The 24,148-nt window shown below is 60.0% G+C and carries 21 protein-coding genes; 6 read left to right on the forward strand and 15 right to left on the reverse strand.

All coding sequences use genetic code 11. From position 1 onward, the window contains the following. Positions 1–90 precede the first annotated feature (90 nt). Positions 91–1,851 (reverse strand): DNA repair helicase RadD, encoded by a 1,761-nt coding sequence (radD, locus tag CYR52_RS07190; protein ID WP_101828291.1) that lies wholly within the window; start codon positions 1,849–1,851, stop codon positions 91–93. A gap of 249 nt (positions 1,852–2,100) precedes the next feature. Between radD and rsuA the strand changes: the two genes are divergently transcribed. The 3 genes from rsuA to CYR52_RS07210 all read left to right on the forward strand — a co-directional run bounded on the left by rsuA (position 2,101) and on the right by CYR52_RS07210 (position 4,866). After that, complete coding sequence (rsuA, locus tag CYR52_RS07200) at positions 2,101–2,805, forward strand: 16S rRNA pseudouridine(516) synthase RsuA (RefSeq protein WP_072933642.1); 705 nt, start codon at positions 2,101–2,103, stop codon at positions 2,803–2,805. A 58-nt stretch (positions 2,806–2,863) separates the two neighbouring features. Beyond that, positions 2,864–4,072 (forward strand): Bcr/CflA family multidrug efflux MFS transporter, encoded by a 1,209-nt coding sequence (locus CYR52_RS07205; protein WP_072933644.1) that lies wholly within the window; start codon positions 2,864–2,866, stop codon positions 4,070–4,072. Positions 4,073–4,521: 449 nt separating this feature from the next. After that, a complete protein-coding gene (locus tag CYR52_RS07210; RefSeq protein ID WP_072933657.1) occupies positions 4,522–4,866 on the forward strand; it encodes a YejG family protein in 345 nt (114 codons plus the stop codon). Between the two features lie 60 nt (positions 4,867–4,926). On the opposite strand, the gene CYR52_RS07215 is transcribed toward CYR52_RS07210, so the two are convergent. The 10 genes from CYR52_RS07215 to CYR52_RS07260 all read right to left on the reverse strand — a co-directional run bounded on the left by CYR52_RS07215 (position 4,927) and on the right by CYR52_RS07260 (position 15,606). Next, entirely contained in the window at positions 4,927–6,495 is a 1,569-nt protein-coding gene (locus CYR52_RS07215; protein WP_101828293.1) for a cyclic di-GMP phosphodiesterase, read from the reverse strand. Between the two features lie 241 nt (positions 6,496–6,736). Further along, positions 6,737–7,312 carry a bifunctional murein DD-endopeptidase/murein LD-carboxypeptidase gene (gene mepS, locus CYR52_RS07220; RefSeq protein WP_072933648.1) on the reverse strand — a complete coding sequence of 192 codons (576 nt, stop codon included), beginning with the start codon at positions 7,310–7,312 and terminating at the stop codon, positions 6,737–6,739. 439 nt (positions 7,313–7,751) lie between these two features. Beyond that, positions 7,752–8,459 carry a phosphatase PAP2 family protein gene (locus tag CYR52_RS07225; RefSeq protein WP_101828294.1) on the reverse strand — a complete coding sequence of 236 codons (708 nt, stop codon included), beginning with the start codon at positions 8,457–8,459 and terminating at the stop codon, positions 7,752–7,754. Positions 8,460–8,520: 61 nt separating this feature from the next. Next, the gene (locus CYR52_RS07230; RefSeq protein WP_101828295.1) at positions 8,521–9,504 is read right to left on the reverse strand and encodes a CobW family GTP-binding protein; all 984 of its coding nucleotides are present in this window, start codon (positions 9,502–9,504) and stop codon (positions 8,521–8,523) included. A gap of 304 nt (positions 9,505–9,808) precedes the next feature. Continuing rightward, the gene (locus CYR52_RS07235) at positions 9,809–11,053 is read right to left on the reverse strand and encodes a biotin carboxylase (protein WP_101828296.1); all 1,245 of its coding nucleotides are present in this window, start codon (positions 11,051–11,053) and stop codon (positions 9,809–9,811) included. Next, a complete protein-coding gene (locus CYR52_RS07240; RefSeq protein ID WP_072932900.1) occupies positions 11,050–12,213 on the reverse strand; it encodes an ATP-grasp domain-containing protein in 1,164 nt (387 codons plus the stop codon). Before CYR52_RS07240 ends, CYR52_RS07235 begins: the two co-directional genes overlap by 4 nt. Further along, positions 12,210–13,457 (reverse strand): ATP-grasp domain-containing protein, encoded by a 1,248-nt coding sequence (locus CYR52_RS07245; RefSeq protein ID WP_072932898.1) that lies wholly within the window; start codon positions 13,455–13,457, stop codon positions 12,210–12,212. Before CYR52_RS07245 ends, CYR52_RS07240 begins: the two co-directional genes overlap by 4 nt. 26 nt (positions 13,458–13,483) lie before the next feature. Next, positions 13,484–14,218, reverse strand: a complete 735-nt coding sequence (locus tag CYR52_RS07250; protein WP_072932896.1) for an iron-containing redox enzyme family protein — start codon at positions 14,216–14,218, stop codon at positions 13,484–13,486. Positions 14,219–14,222: 4 nt separating this feature from the next. Continuing rightward, complete coding sequence (locus CYR52_RS07255; RefSeq protein WP_072932895.1) at positions 14,223–14,501, reverse strand: 2Fe-2S iron-sulfur cluster-binding protein; 279 nt, start codon at positions 14,499–14,501, stop codon at positions 14,223–14,225. Further along, the gene (locus CYR52_RS07260; protein ID WP_139300368.1) at positions 14,473–15,606 is read right to left on the reverse strand and encodes a hypothetical protein; all 1,134 of its coding nucleotides are present in this window, start codon (positions 15,604–15,606) and stop codon (positions 14,473–14,475) included. Before CYR52_RS07260 ends, CYR52_RS07255 begins: the two co-directional genes overlap by 29 nt. Before the next feature lie 139 nt (positions 15,607–15,745). On the opposite strand from CYR52_RS07260, the gene CYR52_RS07265 reads away from it, so the two are divergent. Next, the gene (locus CYR52_RS07265; protein ID WP_072932893.1) at positions 15,746–17,134 is read left to right on the forward strand and encodes an aminotransferase-like domain-containing protein; all 1,389 of its coding nucleotides are present in this window, start codon (positions 15,746–15,748) and stop codon (positions 17,132–17,134) included. A 64-nt stretch (positions 17,135–17,198) separates the two neighbouring features. Here CYR52_RS07265 and CYR52_RS07270 read toward each other — a convergent pair whose 3' ends face one another. After that, positions 17,199–18,671 carry a mannitol dehydrogenase family protein gene (locus CYR52_RS07270; protein WP_072932892.1) on the reverse strand — a complete coding sequence of 491 codons (1,473 nt, stop codon included), beginning with the start codon at positions 18,669–18,671 and terminating at the stop codon, positions 17,199–17,201. 376 nt (positions 18,672–19,047) lie between these two features. On the opposite strand from CYR52_RS07270, the gene uxuA reads away from it, so the two are divergent. Next, a complete protein-coding gene (gene uxuA, locus CYR52_RS07275; protein WP_101828297.1) occupies positions 19,048–20,244 on the forward strand; it encodes a mannonate dehydratase in 1,197 nt (398 codons plus the stop codon). Between the two features lie 68 nt (positions 20,245–20,312). Here uxuA and yeiP read toward each other — a convergent pair whose 3' ends face one another. Together yeiP and mtr are read right to left on the reverse strand one after the other, a co-directional pair. Continuing rightward, the gene (gene yeiP, locus CYR52_RS07280) at positions 20,313–20,888 is read right to left on the reverse strand and encodes an elongation factor P-like protein YeiP (RefSeq protein ID WP_101828298.1); all 576 of its coding nucleotides are present in this window, start codon (positions 20,886–20,888) and stop codon (positions 20,313–20,315) included. A gap of 127 nt (positions 20,889–21,015) precedes the next feature. Continuing rightward, complete coding sequence (gene mtr, locus CYR52_RS07285) at positions 21,016–22,254, reverse strand: tryptophan permease (protein WP_101828299.1); 1,239 nt, start codon at positions 22,252–22,254, stop codon at positions 21,016–21,018. Positions 22,255–22,553: 299 nt separating this feature from the next. On the opposite strand from mtr, the gene CYR52_RS07290 reads away from it, so the two are divergent. Beyond that, positions 22,554–22,808: a YkgJ family cysteine cluster protein gene (locus CYR52_RS07290; protein WP_072932916.1), complete on the forward strand. Its 255-nt coding sequence runs from the start codon at positions 22,554–22,556 to the stop codon at positions 22,806–22,808. A gap of 6 nt (positions 22,809–22,814) precedes the next feature. Here the strand turns inward: CYR52_RS07290 and CYR52_RS07295 are convergent, their stop codons facing one another. Next, a complete protein-coding gene (locus CYR52_RS07295) occupies positions 22,815–24,071 on the reverse strand; it encodes a sugar efflux transporter (RefSeq protein WP_101828300.1) in 1,257 nt (418 codons plus the stop codon). Positions 24,072–24,148: the final 77 nt, after the last annotated feature.

The raw sequence follows: 24,148 nt of genomic DNA on the forward strand, positions 1-24,148 counted from the left end.
CGGAAACAAAGCGGGCGGCATTTTAACGGATTTGACCCGGCGCGGCAATGAAAACCCGGCCGCCGGCGACGTATTGTTCATAAAAATGCGTCAGCCGCGCAATTCATTGGCACGGCGGTAGCGGCCCTGATAGTCGAACACTTTTTCGCGGATCTGCCAGTAGCGGCCACGCAGGCGCGCCACCACAAAATCAGGGTGGCGGAACAGCGCCTGCTGCGCCAGCACATCCGCGGCGGTTTGCCAGCTAAAGGGCACGCCCGGCGCGCGCTGGTGCGGCCGCACAAACAGCTGCTGGAAGGCCATCCGCTGTGCCGGGGTAGTGAGGCGGAACCGTTCGCCGGCGCTGGCTCCATCCTCATCGTAATAGGTCACGTTCAGCCACTCACCTTTGTCGTCACGGCCGCTCTCCAGTGCCATGCCGCCGCAGCGCAGCACCAGCGCATCTTTCAGCTTCAGCGCGGCTTTCAGCATGTCATCCGGGTCGACCAGCACCTCGTTGCACTGATGGCAGCGCCTGGCAGCGATGTCATTTTCCGCACCGCAGTGCGGGCAACTCTTGGCACGGAAGCGGAAATCACACTGTTCGCGGTGGCCCTCATCATCCTCCATCCAGCCCTGGCAGCGGCGGCCGAAATGCTCGATTACCGTACCGTCCGGCAGGGCTTTGCCCCAGAAGAGGTTGGCGAAGCCGCAGGCCGGGCAGAACACCTGCACCGGCTGGTTATCCCCGGCAGGTTTGCTGGTGCCCACTTCCGGTGTAAAGAGGTCGTGCGGGTTACCGGCGTAATCCAGGATCAGGCAGTCGGTTTTACCGGGGTAGAGGCGCAGGCCACGGCCGACAATCTGCTGGTACAGGCTCACGGATTCCGTCGGCCGCAGAATGGCGATCAGGTCAACGTGCGGCGCGTCAAAACCGGTGGTCAGCACCGCCACATTCACCAGATAACGCAGTTCCTGCTGTTTGAACGCCTCAATCAGCCGGTCACGCTCGGCGGGCGGGGTCTGTGCGCTGACCAGGGCAGCCTCGCCTTTGGGCAACAGGCCGTGGATCTCCCCGGCGTGCTCCACGGTGGCGGCAAAAATCATCACGCCTCGCCGGTCAGTGGCGTATTCAATAATCTGGCTGATGATGTGCGGGGTAATGCGCTGTTGCTGTTTCAGCTCGCGGTTCAGCTCCGCCTCGCTGAACAGGCCATTGCTGTTGGCCTCCAGGCGGCTGAAATCGTAATGCACCACCGGCATGTCGAGCCGCTCCGGCGGCACCAGGAAACCGTGTTTAATCATATAGCGCAGCGGCAGCTCGTAAATGCAGTCGCGGAACTGGCTGTTCTCGTCGCCGCGCGTGATGCCGTGGTAGTGGTAGCGGTAAATCCAGCCTTTGCCGAGCCGGTAAGGCGTGGCGGTCAGCCCCAGCAGCCGCAGGTTGGGGTTGGCGCGCCGCAGGTGCTGGATAATCTGCTGGTACTGGCTCTCATCGTCATCGCCGATGCGGTGGCACTCATCGATGATCAACAGTGAAAAGGCACCGTCGAACAGCGGCAGGTTCCGCGCGACGGACTGCACGCTGCCGAACACCACTTTGCCGCTGCTCTCTTTCTGTTGCAGCCCGGCGGCAAAAATATCCGCCTCCAGCCCGTAGGCGCGGTATTTGGCGTGGTTCTGCGCCACCAGTTCTTTGACGTGGGCCAGCACCAATACCCGGCCGCGCGCCAGGCGCGCCAGCTCGGCAATCACCAGGCTTTTTCCTGCCCCGGTCGGCAGCACGATCACCGCCGGTTCGTGGTGACGGCGGAAGTAGCTCAGGGTGGCCTCAACGGCCTCGCGCTGATAAGGGCGAAGGGTAAACGACATGGTTGGGATTCCTGCAACAAAGAGGGGGCATAACGCCATCAGTATGCCAAAGCCGCCGCCGGATGGCGACCCTGCCGGGCAGATAAGCGCGGCACTCTCTATGACAGGACGCCAGGCACGGGTATACTGGCGGGTTCACATCGCCTTTTTGCGCATCCGGCGGAAAAGGCCACCCTGTATGACGGCGCTCGCGCCTGCCCGAAAGGCGCAGGCGGGCGGCGGTACTCCTCAAAAGGCTAAAAAGATTTAATGCGACTGGACAAGTTTTTATCTCAGCAACTGGGCGTCAGCCGGGCACTGGTTCTGCGTGAATTGCGCAACAAACGCGTCACCGTAGACGATGAGATCGTCAAAAGCGGTTCGCTGAAACTGACCCCGGAAAACGTCGTGAAGTTTGACGGCAATGTGCTGGAACAGCAGAACGGCCCACGTTACTTCATGCTGAACAAGCCGCAGGGCTATGTCTGCTCCACGGATGACCCGGATCACCCGACGGTGCTCTACTTCCTGGAAGAGCCGGTGGCGTATAAGCTGCACGCCGCGGGGCGTCTGGACATCGACACCACCGGCCTGGTGCTGATGACCGATGACGGCCAGTGGTCGCACCGCATCACCTCACCGAAACACCACTGTGAGAAAACCTACCTGGTCACGCTGGAGCACCCGCTTTCGCCGGAAACGCCGCAGCAATTCCTCGACGGTGTGCAACTGCACAATGAGAAAGATCTCACCCTGCCGGCCCAGCTGGAGCAGATCGAGCCGACGCTGGTGCGCCTGACCATCCGCGAAGGGCGTTACCATCAGGTGAAACGGATGTTTGCCGCTGTCGGCAACCGGGTGGTTGGCCTGCACCGTGAGCGCATCGGCGCGATCGTTCTGGATGACGACCTTGCGCCGGGCGACTACCGCCCGCTGACTGAAGAAGAGATTGCCAGCGTCGCGGTTCCGCGCTGATCCCCGCCTGACCGCCTGCCACCGGCAGGCGCTTTTTTCCATGACAGGAGTTGTAACGGTGCAAGAGACACGCACATCCCATACCGGGTTGGTGTTTATTCTGGGGTTGTTATCCATGCTGATGCCGCTGGCGATCGACATGTACCTGCCGAGTATGCCGGTGATTGCCAAAGAGTTCGGCGTTTCCGGCGGCAGCGTGCAGATGACGCTGAGCGCCTATGTGCTGGGCTTCGCCATCGGCCAGATATTCTACGGCCCGATGGCCGACAGCCTGGGCCGCAAGCCGGTGATCCTCGGCGGTACGCTGGTCTTTGCCCTGGCGGGCGCGGCCTGTGCGATGGCCCAATCGGTTGACCAGCTGGTGCATATGCGCTTTCTGCACGGCTTGTCTGCTGCGGCAGCCAGCGTGGTGATCAACGCCCTGATGCGTGACATGTTCACCAAGGATGAGTTCTCGCGCATGATGTCCTTTGTGGTGCTGGTGATGACTGTGGCACCGCTGCTGGCACCGATGATGGGCGGCGGGCTGATGGTGCTGTTCAGCTGGCACGCGATCTTCTGGAGCATGGCGGGCGCGGCGCTGGTGGCGGCGGTGCTGGTGATGCTGTTTATCCGGGAGACCTTGCCGAAAGAACGGCGGCAGAAATTCCACCTGCGTACCACCGTGGGTAATTTTGCCTCGCTGTTCCGCCATAAGCGGGTGTTCAGCTATATGCTGGCGAGCGGCTTCTCATTCGGCGGCATGTTCTCTTTCCTGAGCTGCGGGCCGTTTGTCTACATTGATTTGAACGGCGTCTCGACCCAGCACTTCGGCTTTTATTTCGCGCTGAATGTGGTGGTGATGGTGGTGCTGACGCTGTTCAACAGCCGCAACGTCCGCCGTACCGGCTCCGCGAAAATGTTCCGCCTTGGCCTGACCATCCAGTTTGTGATGGGGCTGTGGCTGCTGGCGTCTACGGCGCTGGGGCTGGGCTTCTGGGCGCTGGTGGCCGGCGTGGCGGGCTATGTCGGCTGTATCGCCATGGTCACTTCCAACGCCATGGCCGTGATCATGGATGACTTCCCGCACATGGCGGGCACCGCGGCCTCACTGGCCGGCACGCTGCGCTTCGGCATCGGTGCATTGGTCGGCTCAGTGCTTTCCATGCTGCCGGCGCACAGCGCGTGGCCGATGGTGTCATCGATGGCGTTCTGCATCACTGCCGCGATGCTGCTCTACCTTTATGCCAGCCGCCCGGCAAAAAGCAGTGTGCAGCCAGCTATCTGAACCCCATTAACTCCGGGGCTACTGCCCCGGTGTTTCCTGTGTAACCGTTTTTTCACCCGCCTGTTCCCACCTCTCCAGCCTCTTTTTCTGTGCGTTTTCTTCCCTCGCGGTGTTTCTGCAAGTTCGCCTGACTAATCAGTTAGTTACAGGGCGTAATTGGTTGCTGCTGCGCTTTTTGTTTCATATTTGTAAAAATATAAGGAGTTAAAAGTAACCAGATTGCACAAAAATGGTTGAGATACAGCGGGTAAAGGGTTACAAATAAGCCAAAATGAGATCTGGCTCTCATGACTCAGGGGCAACGCTTCAGGCTGCCTGGGCAGTACCAGACCAATGACAGCGCATGGCGCGCTTCACCCGGAATGTGAATAGTGGCCAACCGGCCCCGGGGGCAGCCAGACGTCAGCTGCGCTGTACCGGGTGATAACATGTTTCTCTGGGGTTCGAACGTGAATAACATCCAACTTTCGGTGGTACACCGTTTGCCACAACATTACCGCTGGTCATCAGGTTTGACCGGCGTCCAGGTCGAGCCGCTGCCGCTGACGGTCATGGCCGATGAAACCAACCTGATTGGTCTGCGGCTGCTGAGCCATGACGGTGACAGCGCCTGGCAGATCATGGAAAAGCTGCGCCTGACGCTGGCCGAAATCCAGGTGGATTCCTCCGTGCTGGAGTGGGAAGGGGAGCCGTGCCTGTTTGTGGAAGGGTGCCATGAAGGGGCGACCCTGTGCCGGCTGAAGAATGTCGGGGCGGCGATTGCCGATTCCCTGAAGGCGCTCTACCCTTTCTGAACCCTGCCTTGTCTGCCCTGTCATCCGGGATGCTGTTCGTATCACGGATGCCGCTTGTTATCAGGGGTGATAGTGTGTGACAAACTCCTTCAGCCCCGCCGGCGTCAGCGGGCGGCTGTAGAGATACCCTTGCAGGTAAGTGACGCCATGCTCCCGCAGGTAATGCGCCTGCTGCGGCGTTTCCACCCCTTCCGCCACCGTTTTCAGCCGCAGTTCACGCGTCAGGTTCAGCACGGTGTCCAGCACCGGTGCTGTCACCGTCTGCCGGCCGATCGTGGTGACAAACCCCCGATCAATCTTCAGAAAATCGAGCCGGAATTTTTCCAGATAAATTAAGGCGCTATGGCCGGTGCCGAAATCATCAATGGCGATCTCAATACCCTGGTGGCGCAACCAGTCAAACTTCTCCAGCGCATCTTCCGTTTCCACCATGCCGCGCTCGGTTATCTCAAACACCACATTGAAATAGTTCGGCGGCAGCTGGCGAATAAACTGCTGCACGTCACGCTCAAACTCCGGGTCAGTCAGGTGGCTTGGTGACAGGTTTACCGCCAGTTTTGCCCCAAGCGGCAGCACCTCACGCAACTGCGGCGCATCCTGCGCGATCAGCCCAAACAGGTGGCGGGTCAGCGGCACAATCAGCCCCTGCGCTTCGGCATAACTGATAAACACATCCGGCGGGATATTGCCCTCGCGGGGGTGTTGCCAGCGCATCAGCGCTTCGACACCGGCCACCCGCTGGGATTGGGTGTCAATCACCGGCTGGTACGCCATATGGAATTGCCGCCGCCGCATCCCAGCCAGGATCTCATGGTCAGCGCTGTGGCGCACCCGCATCAGGTAATAGCTCAGCGCGCCTACCAGTGACGACAGCAGCAGGCCCGCCAGCAGGGTGATCTGCATATCGCCCATGCTGAGGCTGTCGCCGTACAGGCGCAGGGAAATGGGCGAGCCGGGCAGCCGGACGAGGCGCGAATGCGCGGTCGGCAGGGCGGCTGCGTCCTGCACCACATCGCGGCGGGTGGTCAGCGCATGGCGGCCGATGATCAGCGCCAGGCCGCCGGTGATGTCGCGCCCCTGCGCCTGGGTAAAGAGCAGGTAAGCGCCGAAATTGATGTCCAGCGTCGCCAGCACCCCGGTACGCGGCTGCGACGGCGATGCCAGCCAGACGGCAATGGCCGGTTTTTCCGGCACCATGTAAGTGCCCTGCTGGAGCACCATATCCTGCGGCTGGTTGAGGCGGAGTTCCGGGTAGATGGCGGCAGCCGGCCTCTCCATCTCCCCGGTGGCGGAGGAGCAGTAGGCGATGCCCTCATTCACCAGCAGGTAAGTGCGCACGCCGCGGGTAAAGGCGGCGTTCTGGGTCAGCGTGTCCTGGGCAAGCGAGCAGGGAAACTGCGTCAGCGTGTTCAGGTTGGCCATGTTTTTTTGCAAATCCTGCAAATAGTGCGTGGAAAAGCGCACCACATTATCCATAAGGCGTTGCTGCTGGCGTTCATTGGCCTGGTAAATAGCCCATAAGGTGATGGCATTAAATAACAGGAAGAAAAGGGAGGCGAGAAGAATGCTGCGTTGCAAATAACGTCGCTTGGGCAAAACGGTATGCATTAATGCCGTTTTTAGCCGCATATGTCATTTCCTTTACGGTCGCCAGAGATGCTAACAGTATAACTGACCCCCACAAGGCGACGGCGGCTATTTTCCGGGGGCAGGGCGTTACGTGATTGCCCGCAAATAAAAGAGCGCCCTCAGGAGGGCGCTCTTTTATTTGTTCAGCTCAGAGCCGTTTGGCATAACTTGCGTCTGACATCACATCTTTTCAGCACAACAAACAACTTTTCAGCACAACAGACAACAAGGGAAGGGGTTGTCAGCTGTGGGACTGGCCGGTCAGCACTCGCCGCGCTTCGCGGTAACGTTTTTTCCAGTAATTATCGCTGAGGCTTGAGATCATCACGCCGCTGCTGGTGGAGGCATGTACAAACTCGTCGTTGCCGAGGTAGATACCCACATGGCGGCCGGTTGAGCCGGCACGGAACAGCACCAGGTCGCCGGGGCGCAATTTGCCTTTCTGGATCCCTTTGCCGATATCCTGCTGCTCATAGGTGGAGCGCGGCAGATCCAGGCCAAACTGTTCGCGGAAAGTCATCTGCACAAAGGCGGAGCAATCAATGCCGCGTTTGCTGGTACCGCCTAAACGGTAGCGCACGCCTTTCCAGTCGGCGTACTGGTCCATAATTTTTGACTTGATGTCAACATTACGAACCATCTCTTCAAACTCATCCTGAGAAGCTTGCAGTAGAAAGCCGTTACGGTCATTTACTGCATGCGTCTCAGTCTGCGCATGTTGGGAATTCATCGAACTACAGGCCGAAAGCATGACGGCCATCGCCACTGCGGGGATCGCCCGCACGATATATCTCAGAAAGGGTTGAGACTTGACCATTATAAATGTTTTCCCTTGATGTCCTTAACGACGACGTCGCTATAAGAAAAATGCCAAACGGAATGAGCCTACTGACCGTCGAAGTATTGAGCAATTCACCTGATTGAAAAGTGCGGCTTTACGCACAGATTTCGGTTAATTTCAGATGAAAAAACAGAATAACCTCAAAAGTGAAACCGAGATTACCGTAACCCCCCAGAGATTGCGAGTGCTTTTAAAATAATTCCGATAAGAATTTGTGATGTAAAGTCATGTAAGCAATCGATTAAAACTCACTGTTTTATTTTTAGCCACCTTCCGCGGAAAACAGCCCCTTAAGCGGCCGTTCTGTGGTTTTATTGTTGAGCAGGCGGCGGCCTTGCCCGGCAGCGGCATAAAAAAGGGAGCCAACGGCCCCCTTATGCATAATGTTTTGTTCTGTCTGGTGATGTTTGCCGCGTCAGCGCGGCTGATGGTTTTTATGCGGCAACCGTTGGCTCAGCCAGTCAATAAGCCGGTCACACGCCGGGGTCAGCAGCCACCAGCTGAGGCCCACCAACACCACCGAGAGCGAGCCGACGGCGATATCACTGAACCAGTGCGCGCCAATCATCAGGCGCGGCAGGGAGAACACCACCACAATCGCCAGGGCCAGGGCAAAGGCGGTGTGGGTGCAATAACGCCACATAAAACAAGCGAAAATAATCAGCATCATGCCGTGGTCGCCGGGGAAACTGTCTGTGGAGGCATCCTTAGTGGGAATGCCGGTCAGCTCACTGACGCGGTTAACGTGCGGGAAGAACAGGGAAGGGCTGACGTGTTTGACCGGCAACAGGTGGCCGAGCTGGTTCAGCACGATGGCCGTCAGCAGCATTACTACGCCGGTCACCACCAGGCGACGGCGGCCCTCAGCAGGCTGTTTCAGGTAGAAGGAGAGATACACCAGCCCCATCGCCAGGAGTGAGCACCCGTCGAACAGGCGGTTATTGGTCACCGCGACCCCTTTTAAAAAGGCCGGGCTGGTGGCCAGTTGCTGGTTAAAATAAAAAAAGATCGATGAATCGACAGAAAACCAAAACCCGTGCCGGGCGGGCAGGTAATAAGAAAGAAATAACGCCACACCCAGCATATTCAACAGCAGAATAGCCGGTAAGTTTTTACGCCACATAGCTGCGATGACCTGTTTATTTATTCAGATATAACAATGAAGGTTAAATTTGGCAGCTACGTTAAGCGCCATCGGCTAAACGGATCGTCAACAAATCGCGTTGAAGGGCATTCCAGTCGGTTTCACCGGGGTTAATCACCTCGATCCGGCTGTCAACCGGCGCACCCTGCTGGGTTTCAATCTGTAAGTCATGCCCCTGCCGGTTGACCCGCAGCGTGCCTTCAGGAATACGCAGCACACCTTTAACGCGCTCTACCGGGGCCAGCCGCACCCACTCCAGCAACCCAATGGTGTCAAAGATCGTTTCATCATCGAAAATCCAGCCGCAGCTGGTATAGCCCTGGCCCTGGTTCAGCGCGCGCCGCCAGCGCTGGTTGCCCGGCAGGCTCAGCGCGGCCAGCCCGCGAGGGGCCGCTGCAGGCGCATGGTGGTGCGCGCCGTCCGGCAATTCGCGCTGGTTTTCCCGCGGGCGGGTGAGCCAGCTGAACGGCACGTGGCCCTGTTGTACTGCCACCACCGGCCGCCCGCCTGCCGCCTCTGTTTCCCACGCCGCCAGCCGTTGCAGATCAGCGGCCTGGTAGGTGTCCTGTTTGTTCGCGATGATCACATCGGCCGCGGCCAGTTGATCGCGGAAATTCTCGTTGTCCGTATAGCGGGCATCAGCCAGTTGGCGCGCATCCAGCACGCACAGGGTGGCTTGCAGGGTCAGCCACGGCTGATAGGTGTCAGAGGTCAGCAGGGAGAGGATCTGCTTCGGGTGCCCCAGCCCTGTCGGCTCAATCAGCAGCCGGTCGGGTTTCTGCTTCAGCAGCATATTCAGGCCAATCTGCATCGGCAGCCCGTTCACACAGCACATGCAGCCGCCGGGGATCTCTTTCAGCACCGCACCCTGGTCAGCCAGCAGCGCGCCGTCGATCCCTATCTCGCCGAACTCATTGACCAGAATGGCCCAGTTCTCATCCGCAGGTTTTTGGCTCAGCAGATGGCGCAGGGTAGTGGTTTTCCCGCTGCCCAGAAAGCCGGTAATCACATTGACATAGGTCATAAAAGCATCCTTTGGTGGGTGACCGGCCTGTGACTCTACAGGCCTGACGCGAAGCCGCATAGTAAAGCAGGTGTGCCTGTTTGACACCCCCCGTCTATTGATTTTAAAAAACCGTTGGCAATCAGGGTGCTGCCTGTTTTGCGGTGCCGGTGTCACTGCCTGACGGCTATTTTTAAACAGACATGTCAGCCAGTGGCCGGCAGGCGGTGCAGGCAGTGGTGCAGGCAGGGAAAGGGGGAAAGTGGGGCCGCAGGGGCCGGGGTACAAAGAGCCGGCCCGGCGAATGCCGGGCGGCCGTCAGGGATCAGGCAATCTCCACCGCGGCTTCGATAGCCGCGGCCAGCGCATCCAGGTCATGGGTCAGCCGGGCATAGTCCGGGTGGCTCAGGATGATAAAACCGATAAAATCGGCGTTGCTTTGAATGGCATCACTCAGCGTATCGCCCGGCAGCACAGAAAAATGCCCCTCATGCAGCGGGATACCGCGCTCACCGGCCAGCGCGTGAATGTCCGGTAACTGAGTCAGCCGCCCGGCGCGGCGCGCACGCAACATGCGGATGCCGGAAAACGCACGCTGTTGCAGCACAGCCTGTGCCATGTTGCCGTCCGTCGCCCAGCGCAGCCAGAGCAGCCAGGGGTTAAACGCCTCATAACTGATCCGCGCCAGATCCCAGATATGCATCCCTGCCGGGCGCATATTGGTTTCCACGGCGGCCGTGGCACCCGGCAGCAGGAAAATCTCATTGTGCCAGACCCCATTTTCCACAGACACCAGCCTGCGCATATGATCCCCGGCCGCCTCGATCATCGCCTGGTCACCCTCCGGCAAACAGGCCGGCACGATTTGTTGATACTCTGCGCGGTACAGGCCTTCGGTGGTGCGTTTTTCCGTGATCCATTGCCTGCCCGCGACATAGTCCCAACTGAATTCCGAGGCCGCTTCAATCAGTGATTCCACCATGATGCCTCCGCCATGATAGGGCGTCATCTCTGCCCAGATCGCGTCACACTCCTCCCGGTGGCTGATAACCCGGCATCCCCGGCTATTGCCTTCTTGCGCCGGTTTGATAAAGGCCTTGCCGCCCAGCCGGTCAACCTCCCGCACCAGCGCTGCGGCACTGTTCACCTGTACGCTGCTGACTACCCGGTAACCGGTAGGGTGGGACGCCGCCCGGCTGTCGAGTGCACGGAACAGGCGTTTATCCAGCCCGGCCTGCGCCTGCTGCACCGCCGCCCCCGGCAGGCCGTAGTGCGCGGCCAGATGCGCGCCCATCGGCACGCCGCGATCGGAAAAGGGCAAAATGCCGATGGGGCGTAAACCGGCCTGTTCCAGCTGGTGCCGGATTGCGGCTGCCCCGGCCTCACGGGCCGGCGGTGAGAAAGAGACTTCAATCACCTGGTCGGCCGCTTGTTCATCGATGGGCTGTTTTTTTTCCGTTACCAGCACCACATGGGCATCAAAATGTTTTCTTGCCTCAGCGCGGATCTTACCGACATCGTAAATTCTGACATTGTTATAACCGGTCACGATAAAGCAGGGTGTCGTCATTTTGTCACCACCAGATTGCACTCGTTGAAAATGGCATTGATAACCCTGGGCAGATCCTGCTGTTTGCCCACCACCACGCCGCTCAGGGGAGAGTGGTCAGCGGCATAGGAGATCGGGCCTTTGGCCCTGACCGCCTGATTATGGTGATAGTGCAGCAAAAAACCGGCCCACTTTTCTGCAGAAAAAGGCACCTGGCCACCGGCATCAAGATGATGCGCCGGGTACACGAACCAGCCGTAAAACAGCGGGTTGAGCGCCTTCACCGTGGCCGGGGGGATGCCGAAGATCTGGTAGCGGAGATCGGCATGGTAGAGGTTCAGCCCGGTGCGCAGGTGGAAGGTTTCCGCCACGCCCGCCCCGCCGACGCGTGCCGCCGTCTCCAGAAACCAGAACCGGCCGCCGGCATCGCGTATCGCTTCAAAGTGGAAACTGCCGTCACGGTAGCCCAGGGCGGCCAGGGTCTCCGTGACCAGTGCCAGGTGTGCCGGATCAGTGGGGGTCTGTACGGAGCCGAGCGGGGAACCCGCCGAAAAACTCAGGCAGTCACGCAGGTACTCACTGCTGACAAAGGCGAGCGGCTTTCCTTTGGAGAGCCAGCCGTCGAAGTGGCAGACCGTGCCGTCGATAAAGGTTTCCACCATCATTTTTTCGCTGTTATCCAGCTTCAGGATGGCGTCGCGGATCGCGGCATCGTCACCGGTGATGATGCCGTTGCTGGACGCTTCTTCACGCGGTTTGAGCAGAAATTTTCCCGGCTGGGGCGGTAACTGCAAAAACTCCAGCGGATGCCAGAATGCCGGCTGGCGGATCCCCTGCTGCTTGCAGCGGTAACGCATTACCCACTTGTTGCGCAGCGGCAGAATATGGGCGGGGGTGTCGCCGGGGATGGCGAAATGTTCGCGTAAGCGGGCGGCAGCCATCAAATCATATTCTGACCGGGCAATCAGCCGGTCTGCACCGGCCAGCGTGTGGGCATGGTGTTCCGCCAGCCAGGCGGCGTCAAAACAGGGCTGCGCCAGCACAATGACCGTGGCGTTGCCGGGCAGCGGTGTCTGGGGGGCGGACAGGCAAAAATAGATAACGTCATGCGCCTGATGATCAAGGATCTGGTCATAACGGATTTTTTCAAAGGGAATGCGGTGCAGGATGACGATTTTCATGCCTGATACTCCGTGGTGATATACCCTTGTGTGCGGCTGAAAAACGCCGGTTGCTCGGCCGGCGGCATTGTGGTGATATCCCACAGCGCCATGCCCAGGAAGATTTCCCGCTCTACCTGCGGCAGGGTGTCATGGGGTTTAAACATCAGCGTATCCTTCAGGGCGGCCGGTTCCATCGGGGTACGCTGAAGGCGGGAGAGGGTCTTACCCGGCTGGCCGAAAAACACCCGGAAAAAGGTGCTGCGCTGCTCAGGGGCTTTTTCCGCCAGCGGTGCGCCGGTAATCAGCGCCAGCCAGCGTTGCAGCAGGCAAACCCCGCTGTGGAGGCGGGTGCTGTCCACAATGTAGGCCCCGCCGATGCGCGGGTTGATTTCAATCACTTCCCAGTGATCCTGCGCGCTGCATTTCATCTCAATATGGTAAACGCCGGTCTCCACACCCAGCGTCGCCATCACTTTTTCCAGCAGGGCGGTAGCGGCCGCCAGCCGGGCGGCGGAGATCGTGCGCGGCGGGCAGACACAGGCCCCCTCCAGCACCGAGAAAGCCGCCTGGCTGACATCCAGCTTTTCGTGAACCGCCAGCACCTCCAGTTGCCCCTGATGCAGGCTGACTTCGAAACTGCATTCGGTGCCGGTGATCAATCCTTCAATAATGAATGGATTGTCGGGCTGGAATACCCCGGCATAGTGGGCATCTTCCGCCGCGCGCCGTTGCAGCTGCGCCAGCTGGGCGTAAGAGGTTAACGCCGTGGCCGGAAACGTGCCCATTGACGCCAGCCCGATCCGCGGTTTGATAAAATAGTGTGCCGGTGCCGTGATGCTCTGATAAATATCCTCAGTCAATACCTGCGCCGACACACGGGATAAACCCGCCTGGTGGAGCCGGGTGCGCATGGCCCATTTGTCCCGCAGCAGGGTAACGGTTTCCTCGCGGATATCCTGGGCAGAGAAGCGCTGATTGGCATAGGCCATCAGCCCGCGATAGCCGTCCCAGACGCTGATGCAGCCGACAAAGTGATGGGTGTGCGCCGTTTCAGCCACCGTCTCATCAATATCCTGTTGCGTCAGATGCAGGCCGGCGGTGATTTTCATGTCCTCCGGGGCCGCGGTCCAGGCCGGCACCGTTAAACGGGCCGAGGCGGAGGAGAGAATAAAATAACGGTAGCCATCACGTGCCAGCAGCGTTTTGATGGGGTCAACCATCGACAGCAATTGATGGGATAAAATCAGCACAGCCTTTTTCATTTTTATTTCTCCTCCTTATTTTATGCTCAGGCCTTCAGGGTATTCTCGTGCAATTCCACAAAGAACATTTTCAGTAATTCCTGAATTTCAGAGAAATAGCGTTTTACATCGGCAATATCCTGGTCGCTTTCAATCAGCTTGCTCAGGATGTCCCACATATCCTGCGTGTGGTCCTCCACCAGATCGGTATTCAGGTGTGCTGCCTGGCCCATAATTTTGTCATCACCCAATGCGTCTGACAGGGCTTTAATCTGTTTCGGCGTAATTTTCTGCGTGGTGTATTCCACCAGATAGCTATAACAGACTACCCCCAGCGGTTTTTCATGCTCCGCGACAAAATAGAGGAAGCCGGTTAATAAGCGGGTATAAAAACTTGGCTCGGTAGCGTAAATCGTCTCTTTAGTCACCCCCAGACTCTCTGCATCCTGCATAAACAGCGTGTCGTGCAGCATCTCCTCGTCCTGATAGGCGGCGTAGAGCTGGGCGGCTTCGGCGTTGACCTGCGAAATCTTGTGCAGGGCATTGCACTGGGCGCTGCGCATCAGGCGGATACGCCAGCAGTGCTCAATCAGCGTTTGCTGATAATACGCCGGGTTGATCTCTTTACCTTCCAGGTGCCGGGCTGACGGCACAGTGTTATTCCACTCAATAATCTTGGTGTCGAGGAAATCATCCAGTTCACGTTTCACCGCCTGGCTGCGGTCACGGTCAAGGAAAGGGGCGGTACGGATAATAGAGGTGTCTTTAATACGGTTGCTCATTATATTACTCCATATAGTTTTCTATCAGGGAAACATCACCGGTAATCAGGCATTGACATGCCAGGCGAATAGCCGGATCTTCAATATTAAGGGCGTTGAATAATCTTTTTTCTTTGGGCGTTTTGCGAGTGATATTCTCTGCGCCGGAAATAATTTTCACCCGGCATATTCCGCAGTTTCCGGTTTTACACCCGAACTTCATATTTTCACGGCACTCGGTTAATGAAATAACATCCCGGAACAGGTATTCAGTCTTACTTTTCATAAAGATTATGGAGGGCATCAGAATGTTCCTTATGGCGGCGCTGATAAAGCCACAGCCAGCTAAACAGGGCGAAAATGGCAATAGCAGACAGGATCTCAGCGTTATAGGGCGCGGGCAGATAACGCATCACACACACGGTCAACCCCGCCCCGGCACTCACGGAGATTTCTTTAATCAGCAAGGCATTGTCCTGGGCGGCGCAATAATCCAGATAACTCAGCCCGCACTCCGCGATGGAGAGCAGCGTCAGCCACAGCAGCGCCCCGGTAAAGGTATGCACCCGGAAAATATCAGGCATCGCCAGCAGCACCAGCCCGCCGAGGATAATCAGCAGCGACACCCACAACGCCTTATTGCCGCTGTACGCAATCAGTTTCATGACCGGCAGCTGTAACAGGGCCACCACCGCGCTGTTCAGGATAATCATCACGCCGTACCAGGCGGGCAGCGTGCTGTGGTGGGCCAGGATCGCCTGCGGCAGCACAGAAAACACGGCGAACAGTTTGATGCCGTTCATCAGCCCGGCCAGCACCCACAGGGTGTTCCTGCCGGAGGGCACCGTCAACGCGGTGGCAGGCAGCAGCGCCGCAGAGGGGGTAAAACGCCAGGCCGCGGGCAGGCACAGCAGCAGCAACAGGCCAAGCAGCAGGTAGAAATAGAGCGGTTGCCAGTGGGGGTAGAGCAGCACGACCCCGGCGCACAGGCTGCCGACATTCAGCATAATCTTGTTATTGGCCGCCCCGGCCGGGGTGGCAGCGGCATCTTTCTTGACGATGTAGCCCAGCACGGCGATGCCGTAGCCAAACAGGAGGACGGCGACCACCTGCACGCCCGGCAGAGCGGGTACAGCGAGCAGTATGACGCCGGCCAGCGCGGCAAACACTGTGACACGCAACGCAAAAGGGCCGAACAGCAGCAACGTCAGGGGTGTCAGGATCAGCAGCAACCGGTACCCTGTTGCCAACACAATGTTGTTGGTGGCATCCAGCCAGACGTTGGCCTGCCCAAGCAGCGCAAACAGCACAATGGCCGACAGCATCCGTAACAGTAAGGCGGGGGAGCCTGTCAGGAAGGTGTGTCGCGGCGCGCTGAAATTAAATGAAATTTTACCTAAAAGTTTCACGAATCAATACCCTGGCGAAGGTCTGGATCGCTAACATAAGGCATGATGGGCATCAGCGGCAGGTAAGGCGTGATGATTTCCCGCCCGGCCTGGCTGGTAAAAACACCGGTACAGTGGCGTCAGGATGAAAAAGAAAAGTATGCTGAGCTTAATGCATTTCCAGCGGGTTGAAGGGCTGTCCAAGGTCAATCAGTTAGTGGCGTTTATCGCACAGGCGGTGGACGAAGGCACGCTGGGGCCGGGCAGCCGGTTACCTTCGCTGCGTGAATTTTGTGAGCAGTTGTCGGTCAGTAAATACACGGTGGTGGATGCGCTGGAGCGGTTGCGCGCACGCGGCCTGGTCACCTCGGTGCCGGGGCGCGGTTACTTTATCAGCCGAGACAGCGTGCCGGGCGGCCCGGCGGCGCCGGCGGCGCAGGCAGCGGCAGATCTGCACACCCGGCTGAAGCGGGCGTTTGCCACCAACAGCACCCTGCTGCGGCCGGGCTGCGGCTTTTTCCCGGAAGCCTGGCTTGATACCGGGCTGTTCCGTAAGGCGCTGCGGCACACGCTCCGCACTCCCCGCCTGCGCTTTATGGAGTATGGGCACCCGCTGGGTTACCTGCCGTTGCGCCAGACATTGCAAATGAAACTGGCCGATGCGGGCCTGCAGGTGCCGGCAGATAACCTCATCCTGACCAGCAGCACCATGAATGCCGTTGATCTGCTGCTGCGGGTGCTGGTGACACCGGGCGATACCGTGTTGCTGGACGATCTCTGCTACTTCAATTTCACCGCCAACCTGCGCCAGCACCGGGCCAACGTGGTCTTTGTGCCGCGCGGCCATCAGGGGGTGACCCCCGCCGCGCTGGAGGCGCTGCTGATCGCCCACCGGCCCAAAGTCTTTATTACCTCCGGGCTGATGCACAACCCTACCGGCCACAGCTACGCGCTGGGGGAGATGGTCGCCCTGATCACGCTGCTCAACCGCTACGGCTGCCACCTGATTGAGGACGACCTCTATCACGATCTGATGGAAGGGGCACCGCCGCCGATGGCCGCCCTGGCCGGGCTGGCGAATGCCAGTTATATCTCCGGTTTCTCCAAGCTGCTGAGCGCCAATATGCGGGTGGGTTACATTGCCGCCAACCCGGCGCTGACGCAGGCCATCACCCAGCTGAAATCCCTGACCGGCAGCGTGACCTGTGAATTTACCGAGCAGGCGCTCTGCCAGTTCTTCCGGGACGGCAGCTACTACCGCCACCAGCGGCGGCTGGTCAGCCGGTTGGCGGAATCCTCCGCGCGGGTAACCGCATGGTTACAGGCGGCGGGGTGCCGCTTCCCGGTGCGGCATACCGGGGGGCTGTTTTTATGGGCGCACTTACCCGCGCATGTGAATGCGGAGGCACTGGCAGAACAGGCGCTGGCGGAAGGGATTGCGCTGGCACCGGGCAGCCTGTTTGGCGGCGGGCAGCATGAGATGCGCTTTAATATTGCGCACAGCGATGATCCGATGGTCAGCGAGCGGGTAACGGCGCTGCTGGCATGACAACCCGGCTGCTGCCGGGCCGAAAAAAGGAGAGCTGGCCCGGCTGCTGCCGGGCCGGAAACGCTTAGCGGTTGACCCAGCGTTGCACGGTTTCACGCGCGCCGACGTCACGCAGGCTCAGCCAGGCGCGGGTCACGGCGCTGACGAACGCCGCCTGCTGCGGCAGGTCTTCGCCAAAGATCGCTTTCAGGCCCAGCAGCGCCTGCACCCGGCCTTCATCCGCCGGGGAGGCCGCCACCGTCTGTTGCAGCGTGGCGAGCATCGGGTCTTTCACCTCAATCGGCTGGCCGGCATCGTCGGTGCCGCTGACGTAACGCATCCAGCCCGCCACGCCCAGCGCCAGCAGGTTAAAATCACTGCCGTTGGCCAGGTGCCAGCGCACCGAGTCCAGCATCCGTTGCGGCAGTTTCTGGCTGCCGTCCATCGCAATCTGCCAGGTGCGGTGCTTCAGCGCCGGGTTGCCGTAGCGGGCGATCAGCTGATCGGCGTAGCCGGGCAGGTCGGTGTCGCGCACCGTCAGGGTCGGTGCCTGTTCATCCAGCATCAGGCGGTGGGCGGCGGTGCGGTAGGCCGGGTCCTCCATGCACTCATTAATGTGCTGGTAACCGGCCAGGTAGCCGAGGTAAGCCAGGAACGAGTGGCTGCCGTTCAGCATCCGCAGTTTCATCTGCTCAAACGGCAGCACGTCGTCCACCAGTTGCGCCCCGGCGCGCTCCCAGGCCGGGCGGCCGGCGACAAAATTATCCTCGATAACCCATTGCAGGAACGGCTCACAGGCGATGGCGCAGGCATCCTGCACGCCGCCCAGCGCCTCAGCGATCTCCTCCAGCGTCTCCGGCGTGGCCGCCGGGACGATGCGGTCCACCATGGTGCTGGGGAAACTGACGTGCTCAGCAATCCAGTGCGCCAGCGCCGGATCGCGCGCCTGCGCCAGCCCGATCAGCGAGTTTTTCACCACGTGGCCGTTATCCGGGATGTTGTCACAGGAGAGCACGGTAAACGGCGGCAGGTTGCGCGTATGGCGCAGGCGCAGCGCCTCGACCAGGATCGCCGGGACGGAGGTCGGCGCGGTGGGGTTGGCGAGGTCATCCATAATCGCCGGGTGGCTGAGGTCCAGTTTGCCGCTGCCCGGCTCAATGCAGTAGCCCTTTTCCGTGATGGTCAGCGTGACTATCGCCACCTGCGGTTCCGCCAGCTTTTCCAGCACCGCCGGAACGCCCTCAATTTTGCCGTGCACCGACTCATGCACCGCGCCGATCACGATAGCCTGATTGCCCTGCGCCCCTTTTTCCAGCACGGTGTAAAGATGGTCCTGCTCGCGCAACTGGCGCATCATGTCCGCACCGCCGTGCAGGCTGACTTCGCACAGCCCCCAGTCACCGCCCTCCAGGTTCAGCAGCCGGTCGGTGACCAGCGCCTGATGCGCCCGGTGGAACGCCCCGAAGCCGATATGCACAATGCGGCTCTGCAAGCGCCGGCGATCATAAGCCGGTTGCTGGACAGCGTGCGGAAGCGAAGCGGTGGCAATAGTTTTCATGAATGCTCCTGACTGAGAATGCCGGCAACGGCCGGGAAGGCGGACCCGCGGCCGGAAAGACCCGCACACGGGGAAAAAGTGGTCAGACCAATTTTTTGGCGGCGGACAGGTTTCAGCGCATTTCCCGCACCGCCAGGCAGCCCTGACCCCCGGCAGTGTACTGCCGCACCGCCTAAATTCAAACCGCCGCACCGCAGATTAACTGAGATTCGTGAAGTGCATCAACCCATTGCCCAGAGTGTTTTGACAAGGCAACGCGCCGGTGTATGGTAGTAAGATAAGTGATAACTTGATTCACTGGTATGACAGCTTTGTGCTGATTGCCCCCTTACCCGCACAGCGCTGCCCACTGCCTTCTTAATGAAAAGGATAAAGCATGGAACAAACATGGCGTTGGTATGGGCCGGCCGATCCGGTCTCATTGGATGATCTGCGTCAGGCCGGGGCGACCGGGGTAGTGACCGCGCTGCACCATATTCCTAACGGCGAAGTCTGGCCGGTCGAGGAGATCAAGGCGCGGCAGGCGATCATTGAGGCGAAAGGGCTGGTGTGGTCAGTGGTGGAAAGCATCCCGGTGCATGAGGAGATCAAAACCCGCAGTGGTGACGTGGCGCAGCATATCGCGAACTACCAGCAATCCCTGCGCAACCTCGCGGCCTGCGGCATCCGCACGGTCTGTTATAACTTCATGCCGGTGCTGGACTGGACGCGCACCGATCTGGCGTATGAACTGCCGACCGGCGCCAAAGCGCTGCGGTTTGATCAGGATGCCTTCGCCGCCTTTGAATTGCATATCCTGAAGCGGCCGGGTGCGGAACAGGATTACGACGCAGAGGCGCAGGCGCGGGCCGGGGCCTACTTCCAGGCGATGAGTGAGGCCGACGTGGCGCAGCTCACCGCGAATATCATCGCCGGGTTGCCGGGGGCGGAAGAGGGCTACACGCTGGATCAGTTCCGCGCCCGTCTGGCAACCTACGAAGGCATCGACAAGGCCGCGCTGCGGGAGAACATGGCGGCCTTTTTACGCGCCATTGTGCCGGTGGCGGAAGAGGCCGGCATCAATCTGGCGGTGCACCCGGACGATCCGCCGCGCCCGATCCTCGGCCTGCCGCGCATTATCTCCACCCAGGAGGATATGCAGTGGCTGAAAGAGACGGTAGACAGCCCGAATAACGGCTTTACCTTCTGCACCGGCTCCTATGGCGTGCGCGCCGACAACGATCTGGTCAGCATGATCGACACCTACGCTGACCGCATCCACTTTATCCACCTGCGCGCCACCTGCCGCGAGGCGAACCCGGAATCGTTCCACGAGGGCGAGCACCTGCACGGCGACGTGGACATGGTGGCGGTGATCCAGGCGTTGCTGCGTGAGGAGCAGCGCCGCCACCGCGCCGGGCGGCCGTCCGCCATCCCGATGCGCCCCGACCACGGGCACCAGATGCTCGACGACCTGCACAAGAAAACCAATCCCGGCTATTCGGCGATTGGGCGGCTGAAAGGGCTGGCGGAGTTGCGCGGCGTCGAGCTGGCGCTGAAGTGCACCCAGTTCACGGACTTGCCGCGGCGCTGAGTGGGCCGCCATACAGAAAAGACCACCATAAAAAAAGGCGCTCACTGAGCGCCTTTTTCGTGGCGGGGTTATTTGTCCGCACGGCCCATATAGCGGCGTTCCGCGATATGGATGGTGATTTTCTCACCGGCACTCAGGTATTCCGGCACGGAGATCACCAGCCCGGTGGTCATGGTCGCCGGTTTGTTACGGGCACTGGCCGATGCGCCTTTGATGCCCGGTGCGGTTTCCACAATCTCCAGATCCACGGTCTGCGGCAGTTCCAGCGCCAGGATCTGGCCGTCCAGCGTCAGTACCTGCATCCCCGGCATCCCGCCTTCCGGGATAAACAGCAGCTCATCTTCAATCTGATCTTTCTTGAAGACGTATGGGGTGTAGTCTTCGTCGTCCATGAACACGTACTCGTCGCCGTCCACGTAGGAGAAGTTAACGCTGCGGCGCGTCAGGGTCACGGTGTCCAGGATGTCGTCGCCCTTGAAGCGCTCTTCCACCTTCAAACCGGTACGCACATCGGAGAAGCGCATTTTGTACAGGGTGCTGGCACCACGGGCGCTGGGGCTTTGTACATCAATGTCTTTCACCAGCAGCAGCTTGCCGTTGTAATTGATTACAAAGCCGCGTTTAATTTCGTTCGCTCTTGGCATAAAAAGTGACCTGTCTGAGAGGATTATCAAGAAGTGGCGACAAGGTACCCGTGCCGTGCGCTTCAGGCAAGCGGGCGGCGCAAAAAGAGTGAGGCGGTACGCGTCAATCCCCCGTACCGCCTGCGCCTCAGCGGTAAACCGGCAGCAGATCGGCCAGTGACAGCAGGTGCGCCGCTGCGTTGATCACACCGAACGCCAGCACAAACCACAGCACCGCCGGGCCACCCGGCACCCGGAACCCGCCGTGAGGGTGGCGACGGCGGCTGGCGCGCGCCAGCAGCGCCGGGACAATCACCGCCCACACCGTGGCCGCCAGCCCGGCAAACCCGATGGCATACAGGAAGCCGTCCGGGAACAGCAGGGCGCACAGCGCCGGCGGCGCAAAGGTCAGCAGCGCACTGCGGGCGCGGCCGCCGCGGTCATTACTGAGGCGGAACACATCGGCCAGGTAGTCAAACAGCCCGAGCGCCACGCCCAGGAAGGAGCTGGCCAGCGCCATGTAAGAGAAGGCGTTCAGCAGGGTGGTGATCAGCGGGTTGGCGCTGACGCTGCCCATCTGTTTCAGCAGACTGCCGATATTGCCGCCCTCGGCAATCACCGTGCGGAAGGCGTCACGGCTGATATTGCCCTGGATCACATACTGCCACAGCAGGTAGATCGCCAGCGCAATCAGCGTGCCGCCCACCAGGCTGCGCACCACCGGTTTCGGCTGGTGGTGATAGTAGGTCACCAGCCCCGGCACATTGCCGTGGTAGCCAAAAGAGGCCAGCAGATAGGGCAGGGCCGCCAGTGCGTAGGGCGCATAATCGCTGCCCGGCTGGGCGCTGTTGAACAGCAGTGCCGGCTGCACCTGGGTAAACAGGTTACCGATGGAGAGCGCAAAACTGATCACCATGCCGCCGATCAGAATGGTGCTGAGGCGATCCACCGCCCGCGTCGAGAGCCACACCACCAGCGCCACCGCCACGGCAAACGCCAGCCCGGCACTTTTCTGCCCCAGCGCGCCGCCCAGTGTATGGGCAATGATCGACCCGCCGGCAGAGATATAGGCGTAGTTGAGGATGTAGAGCACAAACGCGATCGACAGCCCGTTAATCAGGCTCCAGCGCCGCCCCAGCAGGTCCCGCACCAGCGTATGAAAACTCGCCCCGGCCGGGTAATTCAGCGCCACTTCCAGGATTAACAGGCCGGAAAGCAGCATACAGAGCCAGGTATAGGCCAGCAGCAGCACGGAGCCGCTGAACCAGACGCCGGACGTCACCACCGGAATAGAAAACATCCCGGCACCGACGGCGGTACCGGCAATGATCATCGCGCCGCCAAAGGCGGAAGGGCGGGTGGCGGGCAGGGTAAGGTCAGACGACATGATGGCTCCAGGTAGGCTCATTGTGCTTATGCACTTCTTGGGACTCGCTCAACTTCTATGTACTAGCTCAATAGTACAAAAGCGGGAAAAAGAAGTAAACCGCGGTTTACTTCATGCACCTGCCGCGCGGTGGAAGAATATCCTGACAGGGTGTAAAACGGCGTGAGTAAACGCCGGTGGTGGTGGGTCGGTGCCGGGGATTGTTGTGCTGCGGGGCAGGGGCCACGTGAAACAGCGCTGGAGAAGCGGCGCGCTGCCTGTTATTGTCGCGCCTGATAACTCTGCCCTGTGAGCTGATGATGGAATGCCGTACCGACTGCGGGGCCTGCTGTATCGCACCCTCTATTTCTTCCCCTATCCCTGGAATGCCTGACGGCAAACCGGCCAACACCCGCTGTGTCCAGCTTGATGAGCAGTTGCGTTGCCGCCTGTTCCATTCGCCGTTGCGGCCGAAAGTCTGCGGTGGCCTGCAGGCCAGCCGTGAGATGTGCCACAGCCACCGGGATGATGCGCTGATCTTTCTGGCGCGGCTGGAAGCGGCCACCGCGCCCTGACACCGCTTACGGCAGGGGCAGGCCGCCGTTATCGCCTTTTTCAATCGGCAACAGTTCCGCCAGCGGGTCTGCGGTCGGTTTGGGCGCCACATCATTAATCCGCCAGACGCAATACACCGCCCCAACCACCATCGCCAGTGCGCTGTAGAACACCGCATGGTAATTCCACATCTCGGCCACCACCCCGGCGCATGACCCGGCAATAATCCAGCCGACGCGGGTTGAGTTGGTAAACAGCGTGGTGGCGGCCCCGGCCTGATTCGGCATCAAATCCTGGAAATAGAGCATGCCGATCCCGGCCAGGATGCCGATAAACACCGCATTGAGCAGTTGCAGCAGCAGCAGCGCCACCGTGCCGGTGGTAAACAGCAGGCAGAAGTAGAACAGCACTCCGGCCGCCACCGCGAGGCGCATCATGCTGCGCTTACCGAAACGCCGCGCATAATACCCGGCCACCAGCATGATAGGGATCTCAAGCCCGGCCGCCGTGCCCATCAGCACCCCCACCAGTTTCTCCGGCAGGGCCAGCTCCTGCACCAGATAGAGCGGCATATTGATCAGGTACATCCCCTTGGCCGTCCACATCAGGGTGCAGGCGGCGAACAGCAGCAGCGTATCGCGGCGGTTACGGCGCGGGGCCTGTAAGGTATCGGTGGTTTTCAGTGCCGCTTTCGGCATCGACGGCAGGAAGTAACGCACCAGCAGCCCGCACAGCAAAAAGGCCACGCCCGCCGCCATATACATAAAGGGAAAGCCGAAGCCGAGCGCCAGCGCGAAAGCCAGCGGCGGGCCGACCACCCACGCCAGCGACACCTGCGCCCGCAGGATCGAGGTAAACATCACCGCTTCGCGCCCGGTCTTTTCGGAATGCTCGCGCGCCAGCGCAAACATCTGCGGGTTGGCGGTGGAGCCGAAACTCGACAGCAGCACCCCGACCAGCAGCAGGATCAGGTAGTTGCGGTTATAGGCGAACAGCACACAGGCCAGCGCGCCGAGCAGGCAGCAGACAAAAATCAGGTTGCGGCGGTCACCGCGTTGGTCAGAACGGCTGGCCAGCATCTGGCTGACCAGAATGCCGATCACCGCGCTGCCGGTGTAGAACAGCCCGACCATAAACGGCCGTGCATGGACTTCGGTAGAGAGGAACAGACTCAGGGTCGGGGTTTGCAGCGCGCCGGCAATACCGGTCAGAAACGCCACCAGTAAAAAGGCCACCGAGGTGACATCGGGCAGGCGTCGGGCAGAGGCTATGGGAGCAGACATAATATTCGCTAACAGAACAGGAAAAGGGGGAGGTCGCGGCGGATCTTACGCCTGTTTAAAAAAAACAAAAAGACGTT

The organism is Chimaeribacter arupi, from assembly GCF_002858805.1.
Lineage (GTDB): Bacteria > Pseudomonadota > Gammaproteobacteria > Enterobacterales > Enterobacteriaceae > Chimaeribacter > Chimaeribacter arupi.